Source organism: Providencia sp. PROV210, assembly GCF_028479445.1.
Lineage (GTDB): Bacteria > Pseudomonadota > Gammaproteobacteria > Enterobacterales > Enterobacteriaceae > Providencia > Providencia rustigianii.
In genome coordinates, this window is sequence record NZ_JAMPNQ010000020.1 from 19439 (window position 1) to 43353 (window position 23915).

At 43.0% G+C, this 23915-nt stretch carries 23 protein-coding genes; 13 read left to right on the forward strand and 10 right to left on the reverse strand.

Annotation, left to right across the window (positions count from 1 at the left end; translation table 11 throughout):
- Positions 1-2 precede the first annotated feature (2 nt).
- From yidD to rpmH, 3 genes are read right to left on the reverse strand one after another with little or no spacing between them, the layout of a single operon-like run.
- Entirely contained in the window at positions 3-263 is a 261-nt protein-coding gene (gene yidD / locus PR761_RS15490) for a membrane protein insertion efficiency factor YidD (RefSeq protein ID WP_036959180.1), read from the reverse strand.
- The gene (gene rnpA, locus PR761_RS15495; RefSeq protein ID WP_006816151.1) at positions 227-586 is read right to left on the reverse strand and encodes a ribonuclease P protein component; all 360 of its coding nucleotides are present in this window, start codon (positions 584-586) and stop codon (positions 227-229) included. The genes yidD and rnpA overlap by 37 nt, the downstream gene beginning before the upstream one ends.
- 17 nt (positions 587-603) lie before the next feature.
- The gene (gene rpmH, locus PR761_RS15500) at positions 604-747 is read right to left on the reverse strand and encodes a 50S ribosomal protein L34 (RefSeq protein WP_004906236.1); all 144 of its coding nucleotides are present in this window, start codon (positions 745-747) and stop codon (positions 604-606) included.
- A gap of 800 nt (positions 748-1547) precedes the next feature.
- Here rpmH and dnaA point away from each other — a divergent pair.
- The 5 genes from dnaA to PR761_RS15525 all read left to right on the forward strand — a co-directional run bounded on the left by dnaA (position 1548) and on the right by PR761_RS15525 (position 10829).
- Entirely contained in the window at positions 1548-2945 is a 1398-nt protein-coding gene (gene dnaA / locus PR761_RS15505; protein ID WP_272519369.1) for a chromosomal replication initiator protein DnaA, read from the forward strand.
- A gap of 5 nt (positions 2946-2950) precedes the next feature.
- Positions 2951-4051, forward strand: a complete 1101-nt coding sequence (dnaN, locus tag PR761_RS15510) for a DNA polymerase III subunit beta (RefSeq protein WP_006816149.1) — start codon at positions 2951-2953, stop codon at positions 4049-4051.
- A gap of 9 nt (positions 4052-4060) precedes the next feature.
- A complete protein-coding gene (recF, locus tag PR761_RS15515) occupies positions 4061-5155 on the forward strand; it encodes a DNA replication/repair protein RecF (RefSeq protein ID WP_112835789.1) in 1095 nt (364 codons plus the stop codon).
- Between the two features lie 18 nt (positions 5156-5173).
- A complete protein-coding gene (gene gyrB / locus PR761_RS15520; RefSeq protein ID WP_006816147.1) occupies positions 5174-7588 on the forward strand; it encodes a DNA topoisomerase (ATP-hydrolyzing) subunit B in 2415 nt (804 codons plus the stop codon).
- Between the two features lie 253 nt (positions 7589-7841).
- Positions 7842-10829, forward strand: coding sequence for an autotransporter domain-containing protein (locus PR761_RS15525; protein ID WP_126436141.1), 2988 nt, complete (start codon positions 7842-7844; stop codon positions 10827-10829).
- A 70-nt stretch (positions 10830-10899) separates the two neighbouring features.
- On the opposite strand, the gene PR761_RS15530 is transcribed toward PR761_RS15525, so the two are convergent.
- The 3 genes from PR761_RS15530 to asd all read right to left on the reverse strand — a co-directional run bounded on the left by PR761_RS15530 (position 10900) and on the right by asd (position 12733).
- Positions 10900-11226 (reverse strand): type II toxin-antitoxin system RelE/ParE family toxin, encoded by a 327-nt coding sequence (locus tag PR761_RS15530; protein WP_126436142.1) that lies wholly within the window; start codon positions 11224-11226, stop codon positions 10900-10902.
- Positions 11201-11431, reverse strand: a complete 231-nt coding sequence (locus tag PR761_RS15535; RefSeq protein ID WP_006816144.1) for a ParD-like family protein — start codon at positions 11429-11431, stop codon at positions 11201-11203. The genes PR761_RS15530 and PR761_RS15535 overlap by 26 nt, the downstream gene beginning before the upstream one ends.
- Positions 11432-11626: 195 nt before the next feature.
- On the reverse strand, positions 11627-12733 hold the full coding sequence (asd, locus tag PR761_RS15540) for an aspartate-semialdehyde dehydrogenase (protein ID WP_006816143.1): 1107 nt from the start codon (positions 12731-12733) through the stop codon (positions 11627-11629).
- Between the two features lie 324 nt (positions 12734-13057).
- On the opposite strand from asd, the gene PR761_RS15545 reads away from it, so the two are divergent.
- On the forward strand, positions 13058-14242 hold the full coding sequence (locus PR761_RS15545; protein ID WP_006816142.1) for an MdtL family multidrug efflux MFS transporter: 1185 nt from the start codon (positions 13058-13060) through the stop codon (positions 14240-14242).
- Positions 14235-15200 carry an HTH-type transcriptional regulator YidZ gene (gene yidZ / locus PR761_RS15550; protein WP_126457857.1) on the forward strand — a complete coding sequence of 322 codons (966 nt, stop codon included), beginning with the start codon at positions 14235-14237 and terminating at the stop codon, positions 15198-15200. The genes PR761_RS15545 and yidZ overlap by 8 nt, the downstream gene beginning before the upstream one ends.
- 73 nt (positions 15201-15273) lie before the next feature.
- Here yidZ and ykgO read toward each other — a convergent pair whose 3' ends face one another.
- Positions 15274-15399 (reverse strand): type B 50S ribosomal protein L36, encoded by a 126-nt coding sequence (ykgO, locus tag PR761_RS15555; RefSeq protein WP_006660624.1) that lies wholly within the window; start codon positions 15397-15399, stop codon positions 15274-15276.
- A 172-nt stretch (positions 15400-15571) separates the two neighbouring features.
- On the opposite strand from ykgO, the gene nagK reads away from it, so the two are divergent.
- Together nagK and PR761_RS15565 are read left to right on the forward strand one after the other, a co-directional pair.
- Positions 15572-16483 (forward strand): N-acetylglucosamine kinase, encoded by a 912-nt coding sequence (nagK, locus tag PR761_RS15560; RefSeq protein ID WP_154610836.1) that lies wholly within the window; start codon positions 15572-15574, stop codon positions 16481-16483.
- A 15-nt stretch (positions 16484-16498) separates the two neighbouring features.
- A complete protein-coding gene (locus PR761_RS15565; RefSeq protein ID WP_126436145.1) occupies positions 16499-17062 on the forward strand; it encodes a rhomboid family intramembrane serine protease in 564 nt (187 codons plus the stop codon).
- On the opposite strand, the gene PR761_RS15570 is transcribed toward PR761_RS15565, so the two are convergent.
- The gene (locus PR761_RS15570; RefSeq protein WP_154610835.1) at positions 17049-17720 is read right to left on the reverse strand and encodes a helix-turn-helix transcriptional regulator; all 672 of its coding nucleotides are present in this window, start codon (positions 17718-17720) and stop codon (positions 17049-17051) included. The two genes, PR761_RS15565 and PR761_RS15570, sit on opposite strands and share 14 nt — an antisense overlap.
- 73 nt (positions 17721-17793) lie before the next feature.
- Here PR761_RS15570 and PR761_RS15575 point away from each other — a divergent pair, with 73 nt between their 5' ends.
- A complete protein-coding gene (locus PR761_RS15575) occupies positions 17794-19203 on the forward strand; it encodes an MFS transporter (RefSeq protein WP_126436147.1) in 1410 nt (469 codons plus the stop codon).
- 35 nt (positions 19204-19238) lie between these two features.
- Here PR761_RS15575 and PR761_RS15580 read toward each other — a convergent pair whose 3' ends face one another.
- Entirely contained in the window at positions 19239-20735 is a 1497-nt protein-coding gene (locus PR761_RS15580) for an MFS transporter (RefSeq protein ID WP_006816136.1), read from the reverse strand.
- 93 nt (positions 20736-20828) lie between these two features.
- On the opposite strand from PR761_RS15580, the gene PR761_RS15585 reads away from it, so the two are divergent.
- Positions 20829-21368, forward strand: coding sequence for a TetR/AcrR family transcriptional regulator (locus PR761_RS15585; protein WP_154610834.1), 540 nt, complete (start codon positions 20829-20831; stop codon positions 21366-21368).
- A gap of 52 nt (positions 21369-21420) precedes the next feature.
- Here PR761_RS15585 and PR761_RS15590 read toward each other — a convergent pair whose 3' ends face one another.
- A complete protein-coding gene (locus tag PR761_RS15590) occupies positions 21421-22074 on the reverse strand; it encodes a helix-turn-helix transcriptional regulator (RefSeq protein ID WP_006816134.1) in 654 nt (217 codons plus the stop codon).
- Positions 22075-22267: 193 nt separating this feature from the next.
- Here PR761_RS15590 and PR761_RS15595 point away from each other — a divergent pair, with 193 nt between their 5' ends.
- Both PR761_RS15595 and PR761_RS15600 read left to right on the forward strand, forming a co-directional pair.
- On the forward strand, positions 22268-22645 hold the full coding sequence (locus PR761_RS15595; RefSeq protein ID WP_006816133.1) for a RidA family protein: 378 nt from the start codon (positions 22268-22270) through the stop codon (positions 22643-22645).
- 15 nt (positions 22646-22660) lie between these two features.
- On the forward strand, positions 22661-23914 hold the full coding sequence (locus PR761_RS15600) for an MFS transporter (protein ID WP_006816132.1): 1254 nt from the start codon (positions 22661-22663) through the stop codon (positions 23912-23914).
- Position 23915: the final 1 nt, after the last annotated feature.

Here is a 23915-nt window from a genome sequence, read left to right on the forward strand (position 1 = left end):
CGTTATAATTCTCTATTATCATCAGTTTTTCTGGGTGGGACAGGATCATCTCCACCAGCGTGTAAAGGGTGGCATTTTAATACGCGTTTAGCAGTTAACCAACTACCTTTTAGCATACCAAACCTGCGCAATGCCTCAATTCCGTAATTAGAGCACGTAGGATTAAAACGACAGCGAGGCCCTAACAACGGGCTAATAGCCAGTTGGTAGCCTCTGATCAGCATGATCAGGATTTTTGAGCCAAGCGACGGTGACGACGCCATAACTTATCCAAGGATTCCGTGATCTGTTGATTGTCGAGATTAGCGACCCCTTTTCTTACCAATACCACAAAGTCCATAGGAGGCAACTCATGTTGATGCAAACGAAAGTATTCACGGGCTAATCGTTTAATACGATTGCGCTCATGAGCTCGTTTAACATTTTTTTTGGCGATGGTAAGACCGATGCGGGGATGCCCCAGCTCGTTAAGGCGACCAAGGATTGTTATCTCTGGGGAACTCGCCCTCTGCGGCTGTTTGAAGACATTGTCGAAATGCCTGGGAGTTAACAAACGTAACTCCCGGGTAAAAGCGAGCGTAACCACTGAGAGGGCTAGCTTTATTACTTAGATGAAACGGTCAGACGAGCGCGGCCTTTAGCACGACGGCGAGCCAGAACCTGACGACCATTTTTTGTAGCCATACGAGCACGAAAACCGTGTGAACGGTTGCGCTTCAGTACGGACGGTTGAAAAGTGCGTTTCATAACGATTTCTACCTAACTTTAAAATTTATTACTGATTCAGTAAACGCGTTTGGCAACCAGTGGAAACTGATTTACACCTGTGCCTCTGTCGCAACAATATGGAAAGAGGCAGGATTGTAATAAAACATAGGGGGTCACGTCAATGAAATGACGCAATCAAACCACTTTTTATTTAAAACCTGGCTGACCGGTTTGCCGATATATGCTGTGACAATCAATAAATGAGCGCATTTTTCGCCTTTTCTACAATACGTTTTACAGTTTAACCCTCAAATAACCCAAGAGTTTTTTGAGGCAGACCACAAAACGACACCATTATAGTGAGTCGTAAAAAGTCACATTCATGAAGTACACAGGGAGGAAGATTATACGGACTCCGCCCTAAAGCGCAAGGATCTTAATAAGATCCAAAAATATTTTTTGATCTTAGAGACAATTTCTATATATAGGCTAAAGTTATCCCCAGACATGTGGAAAATTTGATGTTGCCTGCGATCCTCCAGCGAAATTCTCCCCTACCAGAGTTGCCTTACCACATTTGCCTGTGGATAAAAAGCATAAAAACTGTGTAAAAGAATGGAGATCTTGAGTGATTTTTACGGTATGATCTCCTGTCATATTACTGATCAGTCGATCGGTGATATGTTGTGGATATATAGGGTGAGTTAATCTAAATACTTCTCTGATGCTTTATATACCTTAGTGACTTTCATAAAGTGACTGAGATAGTCGTCATCAGTAAAAATTCTTAGCAAAATCCGTAATTCTTGTTTCATTGACCTTGTTTAGGGGAGTCCAACGTGTCACTTTCGCTTTGGCAGCAATGTCTTGCCCGATTGCAGGATGAACTACCTGCCACAGAATTCAGTATGTGGATACGACCTCTTCAAGCTGAATTAAACGACAATACACTGGCACTTTATGCCCCGAATCGTTTCGTCCTTGACTGGGTAAGAGATAAGTACATCAATAATATCAACGAATTATTGAATGACTTTTGCGGTTCAGATGCCCCTGCTCTACACTTTGAAGTAGGGAATAAACCGTTAACGGTTGCGCCAGTGAGTACTCAAACACGCGCTAGCAATAATAATGCAATGCCGTCGTTCACGATGCCATCAGCCCCCGTAAAACCAAGTTGGGATAACTCCAACAAAGTACAACCCGATGTGGCTTATCGTTCAAATGTTAACCCTAAGCACACATTTGATAACTTTGTTGAGGGTAAATCAAACCAGCTAGCCCGTGCAGCCGCGAGGCAAGTCGCCGAAAACCCAGGCGGGGCTTATAATCCCCTGTTCCTTTATGGCGGAACTGGTTTAGGTAAAACTCACTTATTGCATGCGGTGGGTAATAGCATCATGCAGCACAAAGCTAACGCTCGTGTGGTGTATATGCATTCTGAACGATTTGTTCAAGATATGGTCAAAGCATTGCAGAATAATGCAATTGAAGAGTTTAAACGTTACTACCGTTCTGTTGATGCTTTACTTATCGATGATATTCAGTTTTTTGCTAACAAAGAGCGTTCACAAGAAGAGTTTTTTCATACATTCAACGCACTGCTGGAAGGCAATCAACAAATTATTTTGACTTCTGACCGCTATCCAAAAGAGATAAACGGGGTAGAAGATCGCTTGAAATCGCGTTTCGGCTGGGGTTTAACGGTCGCGATAGAACCACCTGAATTGGAAACCCGTGTTGCCATTTTGATGAAAAAAGCAGATGAAAACGAGATTCAACTTCCGGGTGAAGTCGCGTTTTTTATCGCAAAACGCTTACGTTCCAATGTGCGTGAGTTAGAAGGTGCATTAAACCGTGTTATCGCTAATGCGAATTTTACGGGTCGTGCAATTACGATCGATTTTGTTCGAGAGGCGTTGCGTGACTTGCTAGCACTGCAAGAAAAACTGGTAACTATTGATAATATTCAGAAAACTGTTGCTGAGTACTATAAGATTAAAGTCGCTGATTTACTTTCTAAGCGTCGTTCCCGCTCTGTCGCTCGTCCGCGTCAGATGGCAATGGCGCTGGCGAAAGAGCTGACAAACCATAGTTTACCGGAAATCGGGGATGCTTTTGGCGGTCGTGACCACACTACGGTGTTGCACGCTTGTCGTAAAATTGAACAGTTACGAGAAGAAAGCCATGACATCAAAGAAGATTTTTCTAACTTAATCAGAACATTATCATCTTAATTGCTATGAAATTTATTATAGAACGCGAGCAGTTATTAAAACCGTTACAACAGGTTAGTGGCCCTTTAGGTGGACGTCCAACGCTACCCATTTTAGGTAATCTTTTACTTCAAGTAAAAGAGGGAGCCCTGCAACTGACAGGAACCGACCTAGAAATGGAAATGATGGCCAATGTTCCTCTCACCCGAGAGCATGAAGTTGGTGCAACGACGGTGCCTGCACGCAAGTTTTTTGATATTTGGCGTGGCTTACCTGAAGGTTCTGAAATTCAAGTCGAATTGAATGATGACAGACTGCTGGTCCGTTCCGGTCGCAGCCGTTTCTCATTATCCACATTACCCGCAGCCGACTTCCCAAACTTAGACGATTGGCAAAGTGAAGTAGAATTTTCACTTCCGCAATCCATCTTAAAACGTCTAATTGAAGCAACTCAGTTTTCAATGGCGCACCAAGATGTCCGTTACTACCTCAACGGCATGCTGTTTGAAACTGAAGGTCAATTACTAAGAACCGTTTCTACGGATGGTCACCGCCTTGCGGTGTGTTCTATGGATATTGGTCAGGAATTACCCTCCCATTCAGTGATCGTCCCGCGTAAGGGCGTCATCGAATTAATGCGCCTGTTAGATGGTGGCGATGCGCCATTACAGCTGCAAATTGGGAGTAACAATATTCGTGCGCATGTTGGCGATTTTATCTTTACGTCAAAATTAGTGGATGGTCGCTTCCCTGACTACCGCCGAGTATTGCCTAAAAATCCGGACAAAACATTAGAAGCCCGTTGTGATTTATTGAAACAGGCTTTTTCTCGCGCGGCGATTTTATCCAATGAAAAATTCCGTGGCGTCCGTTTATTCTTTAGTGAAAATCAATTACGCATTACGGCAAATAACCCTGAGCAAGAAGAAGCGGAAGAAATTGTTGATGTCAGCTACCAAGGTGGCGAGATGGAAATTGGCTTTAACGTCAGTTATATCCTCGACGTCCTCAATACGCTGAAAAGTGAAAATGTAACGCTCTTTTTAACCGATGCAGTTTCCAGTGTCCAAATTGAAGACTCGGCGAGTCGATCTGCGGTGTATGTTGTTATGCCAATGCGTTTGTAATTAGTCAGTATGATTCTTTCGCGTTTATTGATCCGCGATTTTCGTAATATTGAAGACGCCGATCTCTCCCTTGCAACGGGGTTCAATTTTCTTATTGGTCCTAATGGGAGTGGCAAAACCAGTATACTGGAAGCTATATACACTCTGGGTCATGGGCGAGCATTTCGCAGTATTCAAGCGAATAGAGTTATCCGCCATGACCAAGAACAATTTATTCTGCATGGTAAACTGGGACACTTAGATAGCGATCGCAAAGCGCTATCACTTGGTTTGAGTAAAAACCGCGAAGGTGATAGCAAAGTCAGAATCGATGGTACCGATGGGCATAAAATTGCGGAACTTGCAAAATTATTACCCATGCAGTTGATAACCCCAGAAGGGTTCACACTGCTAAATGGTGGTCCAAAATACCGACGAGCATTTATTGATTGGGGCTGCTTTCATAATGAAGCCTTGTTCTTTTCTACTTGGTCGGACTTAAAACGTTTGTTAAAGCAGCGAAATGCGGCTTTACGACAAGTGACTCGTTATGAGCAAATCCGCCATTGGGATCAGCAACTCGCACCGATCTCAGAACAAATAAGCCAGTGGCGTGGCGAATATATTGCAGGTATAGCTGAAAACATTGAGCAAACCTGCCAACAGTTTTTACCCGAATTTTCACTTTCAGTATCTTTCCAACGTGGTTGGGATAAAGAAATTGATTATTCAGAACAGTTAGAGCGGCAATTTGAGCGCGATAGAACGCTAACCTATACGTCCTCTGGACCACATAAAGCTGATTTGCGTATTCGAGCTGATGGTATCCCCGTCGAAGATATGCTTTCACGCGGTCAGCTGAAATTGTTAATGTGCGCATTACGATTAGCGCAGGGTGAGTATCTCACCCAACAGAGCGGGCAACGATGCCTGTATCTACTGGATGATTTTGCTTCAGAACTTGATTCTGGTCGCCGGCAGCTTTTAGCGACTCGTCTCAAGGCTACGCAAGCACAAGTGTTTGTAAGTGCTATTACACCAGCGCAAGTCAATGATATGATTGACGCCAACAGTAAGATGTTTAGTGTAGAGCAAGGCAAAATAGAAGTTCAACCTCAGGAATAGAAAGAGCAGGAAACGTTGATGTCGAATACATATGACTCCTCAAGTATCAAGGTATTAAAAGGACTGGATGCGGTGCGCAAGCGCCCGGGCATGTATATCGGTGATACCGACGATGGAACCGGTCTTCATCACATGGTCTTCGAGGTTGTGGACAACGCTATCGACGAAGCCTTAGCCGGTTTCTGTGACGACATCGTCATCACTATCCATGCCGATAACTCCGTCTCCGTACAGGATGATGGACGTGGTATTCCAACCGGTATCCACGAAGAAGAAGGTGTCTCCGCGGCAGAAGTTATCATGACAGTTCTGCACGCTGGCGGTAAATTTGACGACAACTCCTACAAAGTTTCCGGCGGTTTGCACGGTGTAGGTGTTTCTGTGGTTAACGCCTTATCTGAAAAACTTGAATTAGTGATCCGCCGTGATGGCAAAGTTCACGAGCAAATCTACAAACACGGCGAGCCACAAGGTCCTCTGACTGTCGTTGGCGAAACAGACCAAACCGGAACTCGCGTCCGTTTCTGGCCAAGCATGGATACCTTCAAAGGTATCACTGAATTCGAATACGAAATTCTAGCGAAACGCCTACGTGAACTTTCATTCCTGAACTCTGGTGTTTCTATCCGCTTAATTGATAAGCGTGATGGCAAAGAAGATCACTTCCATTATGACGGTGGTATCAAGGCATTCGTTGAATACCTGAGCCGTAACAAAACCCCAATTCATCCATCGGTATTCTATTTCTCGACAGAGAAAGACGGTATCGGCGTAGAAGTTGCCATGCAATGGAACGATGGTTTCCAAGAGAATGTTTACTGCTTTACCAACAACATTCCTCAGCGTGATGGCGGTACTCACCTTGCTGGTTTCCGTGCAGCTATGACCCGTACCCTGAACAACTACATGGAAAAAGAAGGCTATCAGAAGAAAACTAAAGTCAGTGCTACCGGTGACGATGCCCGTGAAGGCTTGATTGCGGTTATTTCTGTGAAAGTTCCAGATCCTAAATTCTCATCCCAGACCAAAGAAAAACTGGTTTCTTCCGAAGTGAAAACTGCGGTAGAAACACTGATGAATGAGAAATTGGTTGAGTATTTATTGGAAAATCCAAGCGACGCAAAAATCGTCGTGGGTAAAATTATTGATGCAGCACGTGCCCGTGAAGCGGCGCGTAAAGCACGTGAAATGACTCGCCGTAAAGGTGCATTAGATTTAGCCGGCCTACCAGGTAAATTAGCAGATTGCCAAGAGCGTGACCCAGCATTATCTGAACTGTACTTAGTGGAAGGGGACTCTGCGGGCGGCTCGGCAAAACAAGGTCGTAACCGTAAGAACCAAGCCATTTTGCCACTGAAAGGTAAAATCCTGAACGTGGAAAAAGCGCGCTTCGATAAAATGCTCTCTTCACAAGAAGTGGCAACGCTGATCACCGCTTTAGGTTGTGGTATCGGTCGCGATGAATATAACCCAGACAAACTGCGCTATCACAGCATTATCATTATGACGGATGCTGACGTCGATGGTTCGCACATCCGTACGTTACTGTTGACGTTCTTCTATCGCCAAATGCCTGAAATCGTTGAACGTGGTCATATCTATATTGCTCAGCCACCACTGTATAAAGTGAAGCGCGGAAAACAAGAACAATATATTAAAGACGATGAAGCGATGGATGATTATCTGATCTCTATCGCATTAGATGGCGCGGAGCTGCATTTAAGTGCCGACGCACCAGCGATGAAAGGTGAACAGCTAGAGAAGCTGGTTATTGAATATAATGCAGCACACCGTATTATTCGCCGTCTTGAGCGTATCTACCCACCAGCGCTTCTTAATAGCTTAGTGTATCAATCGACATTAACTGAAGATGCTCTGAAAGATAAAGCACAAGTTGAAGAATGGGCAAGTACTCTGGTTAAACGCTTAGAAGAGAATGAACAAGCGGGCAGCTCTTACAGCTATATCATTCACGAAAATCGTGAACGTCAGCTGTTTGAACCAACCATTCGTATTCGTACCCATGGTGTAGATAGCGACTATAACCTCGATTTCGACTTTGTACATGGTAGCGAATATCGCCGTATCACCGAGTTAGGTGACATCATCGGTGGGTTAATTGAAGAAGGCGCCTATATTCAACGCGGTGAACGTCGCCAAAATATCGACAACTTTGAACAAGCGTTAGATTGGTTAAGTCGTGAATCTCGTCGTGGTTTAGCAGTGCAGCGTTATAAAGGTCTTGGTGAAATGAACCCAGAACAACTTTGGGAAACCACTATGAACCCGGATACTCGCCGTATGATGCGCGTGACCGTTAAAGATGCGATTGCAACTGACCAGTTATTCACAACTCTGATGGGGGATGCGGTAGAACCTCGTCGTGCCTTCATTGAAGAGAACGCACTGAAAGCAGCAAATATCGATATCTAATCAATCTGATTTTTAGATATAAAATAACCCTATATTTCGATATAGGGTTATTTTTTTTGTTTAATTTTAAGTATCTATTTATTATTAATTACAATTAAAATTTCAATTAAATAAAATGACTAACTAAACTTAATTAACAGAATAAAGAATGAAAATAAAGTTTGTCTTATTTTACTTTTGATTTATAGAAAATTAAAATTACTGCATTAAGATGAAATAGGTTTTATCCTCTCTATAAATCTATAGGTCTATAATGAACAGAATAACTCCCGCTGTATCGCTCAGTCTATTTGCTTTATTTAACGCCCAAATTACCTTGGCAAACTCAGATTATATTGATGCCAGTAAATCTATCATTGATCAGCGAAATCAGCGATTTGACGAACTAAGAAATCAGGTAATCCCGCCGTATCCAACCCCACAGTCCCAAGCTGCACAATGGGATAAAGACGTTAGCCAGCAGGTAATGCAATTAACAGGAAAACGCAAAAAGAGTGCGGAAAAAGATAAACAAAGCACGCCAGAATATATTTTTAATATTTACCGGGAATACGTATTTAATCAAAAAGGATTTAATTATAATGATTTTAAAGAAATTAAAGCCTATAACCGTTTAGAACATTTATTCCATTTAGCTACCTTTGCAAATGACCCAATTCAAAATCGAATTCGCTCAATAGATTTTATTCTCAAAGACTATTATTTACGTGGTCGCCCAAATCAAGTACTCGATCATAAAGGCGAATATCTCCCAAACTATATCGGTATTACAGGCTCTTCTTACCCAAGTGGACATACTTGGAATGGATTTAAACAAGCCGCTATATTTGCCACGATTTATCCAGAAAAAGGCACTCAATTCTTTGATAGAGCCATAGGCTATGGAGAAAGCCGCGTGATTGTCGGTGCGCATTTCCCAACCGATACCATAACCTCTCGCGCCGCCAATTATTATCTTCTCGCTCATTTACTGAAAGAAGATAAAACAGCCAATGCCATGATTAACTTGGCCAAAGAAGTGCGCCAAGATCTACAAAACCAATGCACCATCAGTAATAAAAAATGCAAACCACCGGTAGGCTCTCTCCCCTCTTTTAATGAAAACCTAGGTTATTACGCTAAGCAAAGTGAGCAGCCATCTCCGGCACTTCAAGTTGATCAAGTTCCTGCTGACGCCGCGTATTTGCTACGCTCCCGCTTTGCCTATCTTAACAAATCCCAGTGGCAGCAAATTATTGCAGGCACTGCCTATCCCACAAACTCTTTAGCGGGCTGGGGAGTTAAACAAAATCAACCAGAAAGCCACTGGGGGCTGATTAACTTACCCAAAGCCTACAAAGGTCCCACACATCTTGCTGAAGATTGGGTCGTCAATCAGCGGGTAACTCAAGACGATGTTGCTAACGTCGGCATAGCCGATACTTGGAGCAATAATATTGAGGGCAAAGGGCGCTTAATTAAACAAGGGGAAGGGACCTTAACCTTAACAGGTACTAACCGTTTTGCAGGGCTGGATATACAGCAAGGTCGTGTGATTTTAACGCAAGAAAACCACTTAACAGGCCCCATCAACATCAATGGTGGAGAGCTTAACGTCAAACATATTCTGCATGTGCCAGTCGACGTTACTAATGGTACATTACAGCTCAGTCACAGCATCAGAAATACGGTGACATTAAACCAAGGAGCCCGATTTATTGCTTCTGGCTCGGTTGATGACTTAGTGGTTAACAGTGGCGCTATCTTAACCCCTGGAGATAATACTAAAGACCCAACACGGCGTATAACAGTGAATAATACGGCCACCTTCCAACCCGGTAGTGAATTCCATGTGGATCTTCAAACAACAGACACACAAGAATTTGATGCCCTACAGTCTAGTGATACGGTGGTCATCAACGGCGGTAAGGTCAAAGTGTTCTTCGCTGAAAAATCACCGCCATTCAATGAACGTATACCGAATGAAGATGAAATTCAGAATCGATTTCGCACCGAATATACAATTATTAGTGCTAAAAAAATCCAAGGGAAATTTGATGGTGTAGAACCAAACTACCTGTTCATCGGTACAACATTAGATTACGGTGAAGATCCTCGCTCGCCCACAACGAAACTGGTTACACTCAACGTCGGACGTAGCGACCTTGCATTCGATACATTTGCAAAAACGCCAAACCAAACTGCCGTTGCACACGCCCTTGAAAATCTCTCTCTTAGCAACACCCTGTATGAACGCTTAGTTCTCAGCAAAACCACCGTAGGGGTTAACGACCTTCTTCGTACCCTATCTCCACAAATTCATATCGATACCCTGGCTAGCCAGTTGAATAACCATCGCCAATATCACGGCGCGCTACTGCAACAAACTCGTATATCGGAAAATATCGTCAAAGAGCGTGGAGATAACCGCAGCAATATGTGGGTAAATATTCCCTACCATTGGGATAGAACCCAAAGTGATGGAAACGCTTCCGGTTTTACAAACAGCAATTATGGCGTGTTCTTAGGGGCTGATAAGCATTTCTTTAATGATGACTTTATCTTTGGAATAAGCTCTGGTTTTACCAAAAATTCCGTATCAGGCGGTGTCGGTCATAGCCATAGCAATAATTATTATTTAGCGGCTTATGGCTCTCTGCGATTAGCGCCAATAACCCTCCGTGCAGGGCTGGGGCACACATGGCACACCATCAAAACAGAGAGAACGGTCACCTCATCCATTTATTCCGATCACAATACCGCTGATTATAAAGGCAAAACCAACCACCTGTTTATGGAAGCCGCTTACCCGTGGAAATCTTCCATCATCAATGCCGAACCGTTTGTTAACTTCGCTTTTACTAACGCTGAAAGTCACGGATTCCGTGAAAATGGGGAAAAAGCCTCACTAGTGACCGGTCGCCAATCCCTTGATGCCACGACCACAACTCTGGGATTACGTTTAGATAACCAATGGAAAGTGGGCAATACATCCTCAATCGATGTACACGGGGAACTCGGCTGGCAGCATCAATATGACAAGCGGGAGCGTGAAATGGCATTTCGATTCACCCACCGCAACCTGCTTGCACCACCGCTTAACTATTACGGCGTTAACGCACCACGGGATGGCATGGCAATCAAACTGGGGTCCAGCCTTCAGCTGACAGACAATACCAAACTGTCCATGGATTACAGCCAATTTACTGCCAAGGGGTATTTAGAAAATAATCTTGATGCCAAGCTGTTAGTGTCGTTTTAATCTATTTGATTAAAACAACGGCGTCTTAGCTTCTTCACTAAGACGCCGTTTATCTGAAAATATAACGTGTTTATAACATAATGAATTTCAAATCTGATTTAGATTGCTTCTTTTGATTACTATAGAAATTCTCATGAGAACTGATTCCTAGTAAATAAAGTTCTAATTTCCCTGCAACCCATGAATAGCCTAATAATACTAGCTGTGTATTTAGTTTAAATTTATGAACGCTAAGGTGAGAAAGATCCCCTTTTTTGAGCTCACCAATTAACGGATTTTCAATAATTTTATCAATCTCATTTTCTACTATGCGCAACTCATTTTCTGACAATTTATCACATGATTTTCTAAAGCGGTTTGTTTGGAAAACCTCAACTACGTTTTGTTTTACGGACATATCGAGAAACCTTATTATTTTCGATTTCCGCCTGCGCCAATAACATTTCCTCAATGAAGCTATACGGCAAATCAGGGTTATCTTCAGCAATACGACCTATTTTAGCCCAATGCTCAATTTGCTTCGGAACACTACGACTTTTCGCTTCAGCATGGATCCTCGCATCCGCTACAAATTCATCATCAAGTCTGACTGAAATAGCCATATTTTCCTCTCATTATTAATTAAGTTAAGCGATGTTAACTTTTCACTCTTCTAGTTTTGAATACTGCAACATTACATTGGATATAAATTCATCATTCACACACAATGCGACAATTGATCGCATAACGCAACATAAAAACAAAAAAACCTGCACATCAAAAAATGTACAGGCTCAAAAATAATGACGCTATTTAAACTACAGCAGAATTCTCAACATACGGCGCAGAGGCTCCGCAGCCCCCCACAGTAACTGGTCACCCACAGTAAACGCTGACAGATACTCCGGTCCCATATTCAGTTTACGTAGACGACCCACTGGCGTATTCAGAGTGCCCGTCACTGCCGCAGGTGTTAGCTCACGCATCGTAATTTCACGGTCATTGGGTACCACTTTCACCCACTCATTATGGGATGCCAGTAATTGCTCGACGTCATTCAGTGGGATATCTTTTTTCAGTTTCAATGTGAATGCTTGGCTATGGCAACGCAATGCTCCCACACGAACACATAAGCCATCAACAGGAATAATATTGCTTCCTGTTGCGAGAATTTTGTTGGTTTCTGCCTGGCCTTTCCACTCTTCGCGACTTTGACCATTTTCAAGGGCTTTATCAATCCATGGGATCAAACTGCCTGCTAAAGGAACACCAAACGCATCTGTTGGCATTGAACCACTGCGTGTAAAATCAGTGACTTTCTTTTCAATCTCTAAAATCGCGGAGGCTGGGTTTTGTAGCTCTTTCGCAACTTGAGCATGCAGAGATCCCATTTGTGACAGTAGCTCGCGCATATTTCTTGCACCCGCCCCTGATGCCGCTTGGTAAGTTGCGACAGACGCCCACTCAACCAAATCATTTGCGAATAAACCACCAAGAGACATCAGCATTAAACTCACCGTACAGTTACCGCCGACAAAGGTCTTAATGCCTTTATTTAAGCCGTCTTGGATATGCTGGTGGTTTACAGGGTCAAGAATGATAATCGCATCGTCTTTCATACGTAATGCAGAAGCCGCATCAATCCAGAAGCCTTTCCAGCCTGCTCCACGTAATTTTGGATAGACTTCATTGGTGTAATCACCACCTTGGCAACTGATAATAATATCTAATGCGCTCAATGCATCGATATCAAACGCATCTTGCAATGTGCTGCGGTGGCCACCGAAAACAGGTGCTTCTTCACCTTGCTGGGAGGTAGTAAAAAAAACAGGATGAATAACGTTAAAATCCCCTTCTTCCACCATTCTTTGCATCAATACTGAGCCAACCATTCCACGCCAGCCGATAAACCCTACATTTTTCATTCTTTTCACCCTGTCTGTTTGCGTTCTTTACCCCAAAAATTTCCACATTCGACTCCATGAGTGAAGTTTCTATTGCATCATCACCATCAAAGAAGTCGAAACTGGAAATTTTTTGTGAGTATTAAACGTGACAAAATATGAACCAGTGTGCAAGTGAATTTCATCACTAATAGTAAGAAGATTAGTAATGACGCTAATAATACGAATAAATATATGATTTAGTGATTTCCATATTGGAAAATGCTATTTTCCAATTAATCCATACGCTATCTCATTTATCCCGATTAAAATTAGGGTGTTAATTCTCATAAAGCAGCTTATCTCATGACCAAATATGTCCTTTTTAGTTTCTGGATAGTGCTAATCTATCCTCTCGGCGTCGATCTCCATTTAACTGGTATTCCTTATATTGCTGCGGATCTGAACGCAACCGAAAGCCAGCTTCATGTAGCCTTTTCTATTTATCTCGCTGGAATGGCATCCACAATGCTGGTTGCAGGATGGTGTGCTGACCATATCGGCCGTAAACCTGTCGTATTAGTAGGCGCAACGGTATTTGCTATTTCCTCCATCATGGCGGGAAATTCCACATCGATTGATGTTTTCCTGATGGCGCGATTCCTACAAGGCATCGGTGCTGGCTTCTGTTATGTGGTGACTTTCGCGATTTTACGTGATGTTCTTAGTCCACAAAGACGAACAAAAGTATTGGCGGCAATGAATGGCGTGACCTGTATTGCACCGGTACTCGCTCCTGTGATTGGATTTGCGATTTTGCTCGCCTACCATTGGTCAATGATGTTTTACTTTATGGCAGCCTATGCGGTCATCAGTATTATTGTCTGCTTAGTGTTGATAAAAGAAACCAAACCTGTAGCTCGACAAGAAACCGATGAATCCACATCTCAACCAGAAACGCCTGAAAAAATCTTCAATCATTTCTTTGTCACTCGTTTAATTGTTTCGTGCTTTGGGATGGCAGTGATCCTGACTTATGTGAACGTCGCCCCGATTATTTTGATGGGCAATCTTGGCTTCACGACGGGACAGTATTCTACCGCAATGACCGCATTGGCGATGGTGAGCATGGGAACCTCGTTCCTAATGCCGAAATTAATCTCACAATTTAATAGCCAATCCCTGTTAAATACCGCGCTCGGCTTATTCCTGTTCAATGCTGTGATATTGTCCGTATACCTGTTTGCTTACCCAAATTTGGTGCTACTCTTTATTGTATTCGCTTTCTGTGGAATGGGTTTCTCGATGCAGTTCGGGATTATCATGAGCCAAGCATTATCCCCATTTGCCAGAAAAGCCGGCATTGCTAGCTCCATTCTCGCCATTTCTCAACTCAGCTTTGCCTCTGTATATATTTGGGTGATGGGAGCGATAGGCACCCCATCAATCAGTATGTTATTGATAATCTTGCTTGCCGCTGGGGTGATTGGCATGGCGTTACTGAGAATGCCAACGGCGCAAGCCAGCCAGAAGGTCGTTACATGTGAATAAACAATTGCATCGCTTAGATTTGAACTTACTGGTTATTCTGCAATATCTGATGGAAGAACGCAGTGTGAGTCTTGCCGCTAAGCGCCTTGCGATTACCCCATCCTCGGTGAGTAAATCATTGGCAAAACTACGCCAATGGTTTGATGACCCATTATTTATTCGTAGCCCGCAAGGGCTACTCCCTACCCCATTGATGCACCGCATTGAAAAATCATTACCTGAGTTTTTAAATTTATCCCACTATATTGCCGAGATCCGCGATACCGAAAAACCACGAGGCATGACGTTTCGGCTCATGATGGAAGCACCATTAAACCTCATTATGCTCCATGATTTATCCCTCAATATTCTCAACCAATATCCAGAGTCGGAAGTCATTGTACGGGATTGGGATTATAACTCGTTGGCGGCGCTGATTGCGGGGGATGCAGACATCGGATTAGTGGGGCGTGAAAGCTTTCATTTGTCAAAAGAGTCGATTAACCATTTACCGGATATTCTTAATTTCGAAGTATTATTTACCGATAGACCCCTCGCGTTTATTCGCAGTGACCATCCCATTTTGCAAGAGGAATGGACATTGGCAAATTATTTAAAATATCCCCATATTAGTACTGAATTTGGTAACCGCATTCCATGGGCATTGGATGATTTACTCGAGACCATGGGGCTTCATCGCCAAATTCATTTATCCTTCTCGACCTTTGAGCAATCACTGTTAATGGCTTCTCGCCCTGAACACAACCTTATCACCAGCTCTCCGGGTTATTGCCAACACTATGTTAATGATTTCAATCTTGATTTAGTCTGCCGTCCACTACCTGTAGATGATATTTTATATCAACAACTTGAAATTCCATTTTTAATGCTATGGCATAAGCGCAACTCCTATAATTCCAAAACCCTCTGGTTAAGAGAGCAAATCAAGAGCAGTATTCTTGAGTTTGTGAATACATAAAAAATGCCATGGCAAGGAGTATGAATTACCATGGCAAAAGCAAGGAACACTGAGATACAAAAATAACGGAGGACTACCCTTGAACAGCTTTAAAGCGGGGGTTGGTTTTGCAAATCACATAAATTCGACCGCGACGACGTACCACTTGGCAATCAGGGTGACGCTGTTTGGCGGTTTTTAATGAACTCAGTACTTTCATTGTAACTTCCTTTAAATGTAATGTTATAATATAACAATAAACTAATTAAATTCGTCTCGCAATCCTTTTATGGGAAACTTTTTGTATAATTAGAACATTGCACACTCTCAGTCATTATTTCTCAAATAGATAGGTATCTATTCGAGTCTTAGACCTATAAGAGGAAGATCTAATGTATTACGGCTTTGACATGGGCGGCACCAAAATTGAGTTGGCGGTATTCGACCACGATTTGAATCCTGTTTGGCAAAAACGTGTTCCAACCCCCAAAGATGACTATCAGGCATTATTGAATGTATTTAGTGAGTTAACAGCCGAAGCGGATGCCAAATTCAGTTGCCAAGGCAAAGTGGGCGTTGGTGTTCCCGGAATTGTGAACCACGCTGACGGAATTGTGTTTACTACCAATGTGCCCGCCGCAAAATATAAGCCCCTCGTCCACGATCTGGCTAAAACCTTAAAGCGCCCCGTCAAAGTAGAAAATGATGCTAACTGTTTTGCCTTATCGGAAGCATGGGATCCTGATTTTAAGCGCTATCCAAGTGTGCTTGGTATTATTTTAGGTACTGGCGTCGGCGGTGGTTTCGTCATCAATGGCAAAGTGCTGTCCGGTAAAAACGGTATTGCAGGCGAAATTGGGCACATGAATATGAGTGTCAGAGCAGCAAAACTCTTGGGAGATACCGTTCCTGAAGTTCTTTGTGGCTGTGGGCAAACGGCTTGCTTTGAGACATATCTATCCGGCCCCGGATTTGAGCGTATTTATACCGCTTTTACGGGTGAAAAATGCCCTGCCATTGAAATTATCCAACGCTATCAGCAGGGTGATTTACACGCTAAACAACATGTTGAGCGCTATATGGCGGTGCTGGCAATGTTTATGGGACAAGTGATCACGGTATTTGATCCTGATTTAGTGGTATTTGGTGGCGGTTTATCACAATTTGATGATATCTATCGCTTATTACCTGAAATTCTACCGCAATACCTGTATGGGATCGCCAAATTACCCGCTATCGAAAAAGCTCGTTATGGGAATTCGGGTGGCGCACGAGGTGCAGCTTTCCTCAATTTAGTCGATTAACATCGGACATCAATAATGCAAACTTGGCTAAGCCCACGGATTAAATTACTGATAGCATTAGTGGGCTTACTGGTCATCATTCAGGTAGCCAATAGCCTCAGCGGTAATACACTGGTAGGTTTTGGTATTATTCCAAGAACCCTAAATGGGTTAGTAGGCATTATTTTTGCTCCATTTATCCACGGAGATTGGGAACATTTACTTAGTAATCTCCCTCCGCTTCTAATCCTCAGCGCATTACTACTCCACGACTCTATCAAGGCTTACGCCCGAGCCTCTGCATTTATTATTCTGGTTGGGGGATTAATGGTATGGATCATCGGAAGAAATGCCGTTCACATTGGTGCGAGCGGCTGGATTTTTGGGCTTTGGGGTTTGTTAATCGCCCAAGGTTTTCTACGCCGTAAACTGCTCGATATTATTATTGCTCTGCTAGTTTTGTTCTATTTCGGCGCGATGGCGAGTGGTTTATTACCCGTCCATCAACGAATATCGACTGAATCCCATATTGCAGGTGCATTTTCTGGCATTCTGTACGCATGGTTAATTCATAAAAAATTTAGAATTAAAGCCTCTTAGCCGCTAAAGTTACTCGATAAACACAGCGCCCAGCACCATCCAAAAGATACTGTTCCCGTTCAATATGAGCTTCCTCACCGATGACTTCACGAAATAGCGCTAGCTCAGAACGACAAAAGTTTTGGCACGCGGTTGCAGCAGCACAAATTGGGCAATGGTTTTCGATAAATAACCAGCTATCGCCATCTTGTTCAACTTTAGCCATATAGCCTTCTTCACTGCGAACTTCGGCTAACTCCGCCAAACGTTGTGCTAACGGTAAGTTTTCACAGCGCGCTAAATATTTAGTTCGGCTTTCTGCTTCACGCTGCTCGATCAGTTTCTCAAGCCCATCATCACCAAAAATAGTTCGCACTGAATCAATCAGCTGTAATGCCAGCTGAGCATGGGTATCTGGAAATCGCTGATGCCCTAATTCGGTGAGCACCCAATTTTGCCGTGGGCGGCCAGCTCCTGATTGAGCGGCGCACTGTACCCCTTCCACCAGCCCCAACGAAGTCAGCTTCTGTACATGTTGGCGAGCCGCTTCTCCGGTTAAATTCAGGTCATTTGCAATCACAGAGGTGGAGATTGGTCCTTTAGTTTTAATACAAAACAGGACTTTATCCACTGCCTGAGTAAGATTTAAATTATCAAAGTAATTACTTGCTTTATTCATAGTGTGATTTTATTATCCAAGACAATACTTGGATAATACCTTTTTACCTCTCTTTCGTCTAGCAGGCCTATATATGAGCGAACAACCCTCAACATTACCCCAAGGCACATGGGCCGACTTACTCAGTGGCACCAATGCATTACTTACTATAGCCCTGACCGGTGGCGTTGCATTACATGCTATCAATATTTATATCGTCACAACCATTTTACCCAGTGTGGTTAATGATATTGGCGGGCTCGAATATTACGCATGGAATACCACATTATTCGTTGCTACATCCATTATTGGCTCTGCATTATCAAGCAAAATATTAGACAGCTTCGGTCCCAAATTAGCTTACCTCAGTGCATTAACGCTTTTCTCACTTGGATCAATTTGGTGTGCCTCTTCGCCCTCCATGCTGATATTACTGGGAGGACGAGCACTGCAAGGATTCGGTGGCGGTATTTTATTCGCATTGAGTTATGCCCTAATCCGTATCGTATTCACGCCTAATTTATGGTCTCGTGCCATGGGTGTCGTTTCAGGAATGTGGGGTATTGCGACTCTTTGCGGCCCCGCAATTGGCGGAATTTTTGCACAAGGGGGTCATTGGCGCTGGTCGTTCTGGGCGCTACTGCCTGTCGCGATCATTCTGGCTCTCATTGTTATCAATCAGTTACCCGGGAAAAAAGCCCAGCAACCACAAACAGCTAAAATTCCATTCCTAGCCATTTCATTGTTGGTTATTTCAGTCCTCGTTATCTCCATTGGTAGTTTGTCAGACAGTTTACTGACTAATCTAGGGGGATTACTGGTCGGCATTGCACTGTTAATTACCATTGCCATGATCGATGGAAAACGCGGTAAACGCCTATTACCCACGGGGGCTTATTCGTTAAAAACACAGCTCGGGGTCATCTTCCTGACCATGTGTTTGTTAGTCGGCGGAATGACCACCGAAATTTATGTGCCTTACTTTTTACAGACCATTCACCAGTTTTCTCCATTAATTGCAGGCTATCTGACGGCGGTTATGGCTGCTGGCTGGACGATAGGGGCGCTACTGAGTGCCAATAAAACAGGCTCCATAGTCCTCCATATTCTCAAAATTGGTCCGGTCATCATATTTGTCTCATTGGTTATTTTAGCGATACTCACACCAAACTTAGCATTAGTGAACTCAATACCTTTATTTGTTCTCTACTTATTGGCCATGACAGGAGTCGGCTTAGGAATTGGTGTTTGTTGGCCACATTTGGTTCTACGGGTATTCAATGCTGCGCCAGAAGGGGAAGAGAACTTAGCTTCATCCTCAATTATTACCATTCAACTATATGCAACGGCACTGTCTGCTGCACTTGTCGGCGTGGTCGTCAATAACAGTGGTTTAATGAGTCCGGGTGGATTAGTTGGAGCGCAACAGGCTTCAGTCTGGTTATTTGCCCTATTTGCTATCAGCCCATTACTTGCCGCTATATTAATCCGCAAAGTGAAGTAAACGAAAAAGGGAGCCATTTGGCTCCCAATATTTATTTAGCTTGCGGCTATTTTCTTATTACGAAAGAAAAATGGCAGGATGATTAAGCTTAATGCTAAAACCACTGTCGTTGTCACCATCACCGATAAAAATGCATGGTCGAACGCGATATTAGCCTGACCGATCAGAATATTTGCGCTATCTGATGGTAATTTCTCTGCGACAATCAATGCCTCATCGAGGCTATCATAGGCTTTATCAGCCACTGAGAATCCTTCAGGTAATGCGAGTTTAATGGTATACATCGCCGTCATTAATCCGCCCATAAAGGTTACGCCGAGAACACTGCCTAATTCATAAGCCACTTCCTCAATTGAGGCCGCCATTCCGGCTTTATCATCAGGGGCATTCAACATAATGGTGGTTGATGCGGTGGTAAAAATCGCCCCGAGTCCAAAACCTATAAAAAATAAGAATGACAGTAATACGGCTCCGGTGGAAGTTTCAAACACCCAAGTCAGACCAACCACACCAATTAGCGTACAAGCAAAACCGAAAATCATCATCGATCTATCGCCAATTTTATGCAAATACATCCCCGCGAGTGGTGCAGCTAATACGGAAGCGAGTGGGATCGGAATGATGTACAACGCGGCTTCAAACGGGGTATATCCCAACACTAATTGCAAACGCTGGCTTAATAACAGCTCCACGCCCACAATCACCACTACGGATAAAATCGCCATGATAATTCCCGCACAAAATCGCGGATTAGCCATCAAGCGTAAATCCATCATTGGCATCTCAGCGGTAAGCTGACGGCGGACAAATATAATCAGAGAGACCACACCCACAGCTCCCGATATCACCATAGCCATCCAATCGATATTCAGTTTTCCCAGCTCTTTCAGTGAGTAAATGACACCTACTAATCCCACTAAAACCATTATTGAACCAATAAAATCAATTGGTTGATGGGATTGCCCTGCAATTTTAGGAATTAAACGCAGCGCAAATGGGATCACCAGTAAAACGACCGGAACATTGATGAGAAATACCGATCCCCACCAGAAATGGTTGAGTAATATGCCGCCAACCAGTGGGCCTATCGCTGCACCACCAGATGCGACGGCAGACCAAATACCGATGGCTAATGCCCGCTCTTTAGGATCTAAGAAAACTTGGCGAACGATTGCCAAAGTTGCAGGCATGCTGATTGCCGCCCCAACGGCCAAGAATCCTCGAGATAGAATTAAGCTGAATGCGGTTGGGGAGAATGCCGCACACAGGGACGCCAGTGCAAACAACGGCAATCCCAGTAAGAACATGCGCTTATGACCCACTTTATCACTCAACATTCCCGCCGCAGGTAATAACCCAGCAACAACCAGCGGATACGCATTCATAATCCAGAGTTTTTCAGACGAACTTGCACCCAAGTCATGAGTTAGCTTAGGTAGTGCGGTGTATAGCACTGTGACGTCGATGACGATAAGAAATAGAACACTCGACACTAATAGTAAGATAATCCAACGTTTATAATCTGCTATCATAAAATCTTCTCAATCTGTTTAGTCGATCACCGTGATAGATGATCGTGCTACAATATAATTCCATACGTGCGTATTGAAAAGAGGTTTTTCTAAATGGGACGTCAACGAAAAATCGATCGTGATAAAGTGCTAGAAGCCGCCGAAGAGATCGTTATCCATCAAGGTGCCACTGCACTGACTATCGATGCCGTCGCCAAAGCGATGGGAATTTCTAAAGGTGGAGTCCAATACTGCTTTGGCAATAAAGAGGCACTGATCGATGCAATGTTTGAGCGTTGGAGCCAGTCTTATGATGAGATTTTTAACCGAGCCGTTGAGCAGGATAATTCTCCAGAAGGTCTGGTTATTGCTCATGTAAAAGCCACTGCCGATCATGATAAAACCAGTATTGCCAAAGGTGCGGCATTAATGGCATCTTTGCTACAAACCCCTGAATATTTAGAAAGTACCCGAAAGTGGTATCGTGAACGGATTGAGAATTTAGATTTATCCACAGAAAGCGGTAAGCGAGCCCGAATGATGTTTTTATCCGCCGAAGGCGCTTTTATACTGCGTTATTTTGGATTAATGGAAATTAATGACGAAGAATGGCAGTCAATCTTTGTCGATATGATGACCGTATTTAAAAAGTAACTTTTTTCGCTTAGAGAGGCATATACGCCCATATGCCTCTTATTCATCATCTCTACTCTTGAGCGTTTATCTTGCGGATATGTTTATAGATCGTCGCCGAACTGATGCCTAACTCAACAGAAACTATTTTATGTGCCGCAGGGAATTCAAACATTCCACAGTCATGCAGCTCCTTAATGATTTCATAGTTCTTATTTTTGCTTGGGATATTTTTATTGGAATAAACCGTATTTTTGATCGGTTCAAGGTGGTCCATAATTAATTTGTTAATATCCTGAGAAAAATTTTCATTCTTTGAATTCTGGCTACTGCTCATTAAATCAACCATCGCGTTCATTGGCATATCCAATGCCCAGTTCATGCACACCATACCAATGGGTTGATTTTCTAAGTTAACAATCAATGTTGAGGAGGAACGGAAAGGTCGAATACTTTTAGTATTAAAATAGACATCCCACGACGAATGATTTTTTTTAAAGCCTGCCAATTTTTCCAATGCAATGTTTGTTACCGGTGCCCCTAGGGTTCTTCCGGTTAAATGTCCATTCGCTATGTGAATGACTGAGCTGTGTAAATCTTCAAAACTATGTAGAACAACTTCGCAATATGGCCCCAAAAACTCACCAAGGCACTCAATCATCGGAACATAAGACTGTAAAAGTTTACGATCTTGCTCCGTAAATACATGATTTATACTCGTTTCCATATTTGTTAGCCTGCTGCCAAAAGTTTTATTAATCTTAGATAATTAAGTCAACTATTTCAATCCTAAAAACCAAAACACCTCACTGAGTAAACTATTTTTTTACTTAATCAAATATTAGACGCCTATCACGGTGTTGGATTTTTCCATGTGGTTAAATGCTGATCATCAAGTCGTGTCATTAAAGGAGTGAAAAATGATCATCTCAACAACCAATGCCCCAAAAGCTATCGGCCCTTATTCTCAAGCAAGACAAGTTGGCAACACGGTCTATATTTCTGGCTGCTGCCCTTTTCACCATGAAGATGGCTCGATTGTTGGAACGGATATTACTGAGCAAACACATCAAGTGATGAAAAATTTGCAGGCTATCGTTGAAGCCGCTGGATTGACAATGAATGACATTGTGAAAACCACCTGCTTTATCAGTGATATGAATAACTTTGTGACATTTAATGGGATCTACCAGTCTTATTTCTCTGAAGGCATCTACCCAGCTCGTTCATGTGTGGAAGTTTCTCGTCTACCAAAAGATGTGTTGATTGAAGTTGAGGCTGTCGTTGTAAAACAATAATAACAAGGCGGATGTATGAATAAGTGGATAAGACTTAGTTTTCTCATTCTTGGTGCTGGAACCATTTTCAAGTTATCCAGCATGAAAGATGTTTTCTATGTTCCTATGCAGCAAGATTGGGGACTAACTAATGCCCAAATTGGTTTTGGTTTTACTGTTTACACCATTGTCCAAACCATTGGTCTATTTTCATCGTTATATATTGCGGATAGATTTTCGAAAAAAATCCTTCTACCCGTGGGCTTAATTGGTGTTGGACTCTGTGGGGCATACTTATCCACTCTTCCTCCATTTACAGGTTATCTGATTGCGTTTGCCATCATGGCATTATTTGCAGATGTGATTTACTGGCCTGTACTACTTAAAGCCGTCCGTTTGCTGGGTGATAAAAAAGAGCAAGGGCGTCTGTTTGGTTTCCTAGAGGCAGGTCGTGGCGTTGTCGACGTCATTATTGCTTCCGGTGCACTCTATGTTTTCGTCCTGTTTGGTGAAGGTAAAGCCGGCATGCAAGCGGGATTAATGTTCTACACCATCGTGACGGTACTTATCGGTGTCATCACCTATTTCATCGTAACCGATGATGATAAAAAAGTGGTTGAAAACGCCTCAGAAGCTAACAAACAAGTTATTGAAGGGATAAAAAGTGTCATCAAATGTCCTAACTTGTGGTTAGCCTCGATGACTATCTTCTTTATCTATGCATCATACTGTGGATTGACTTACTTCATTCCATTCTTGAAAGATATCTATGCGCTACCAATTGCGTTGATTGGGGCTTACGGAATTATTAACCAATATGCACTGAAGATGGTTGGTGGTCCAATTGGTGGATTCTTATCCGATAAAGTTTTTAAATCACCGACTAAATTCTTACAGTTCACCTGTTTATTATCCGCGGTTGCAATGGGTCTGTTTATGCTACTGCCCCATGAAACAATGAACGTTTATTTAGGCATGGCGGCAACCTTAGGATTCGGGGCGATTATTTTCTGCCAACGCGCTATCTTCTTCGCACCAATGGAAGAAATTGGAACTAAACGTGAATATGCCGGATCGGCAATGGCATTCGCTTGTATTCTTGGCTATATGCCGGCCATGTTCGCCTACGCTATCTATGGTTCTTTCTTAGATAACTACCCAGGAATTACCGGTTATAACTTTGTTTTTAGCATGATGATCATGTTCAGTTTACTCGGTTTTGTGACAGCTAAAATCTTAACTAAACGCATCAAACAACGCGAAGCTGACACTGCCACAGCGAATGAATAGA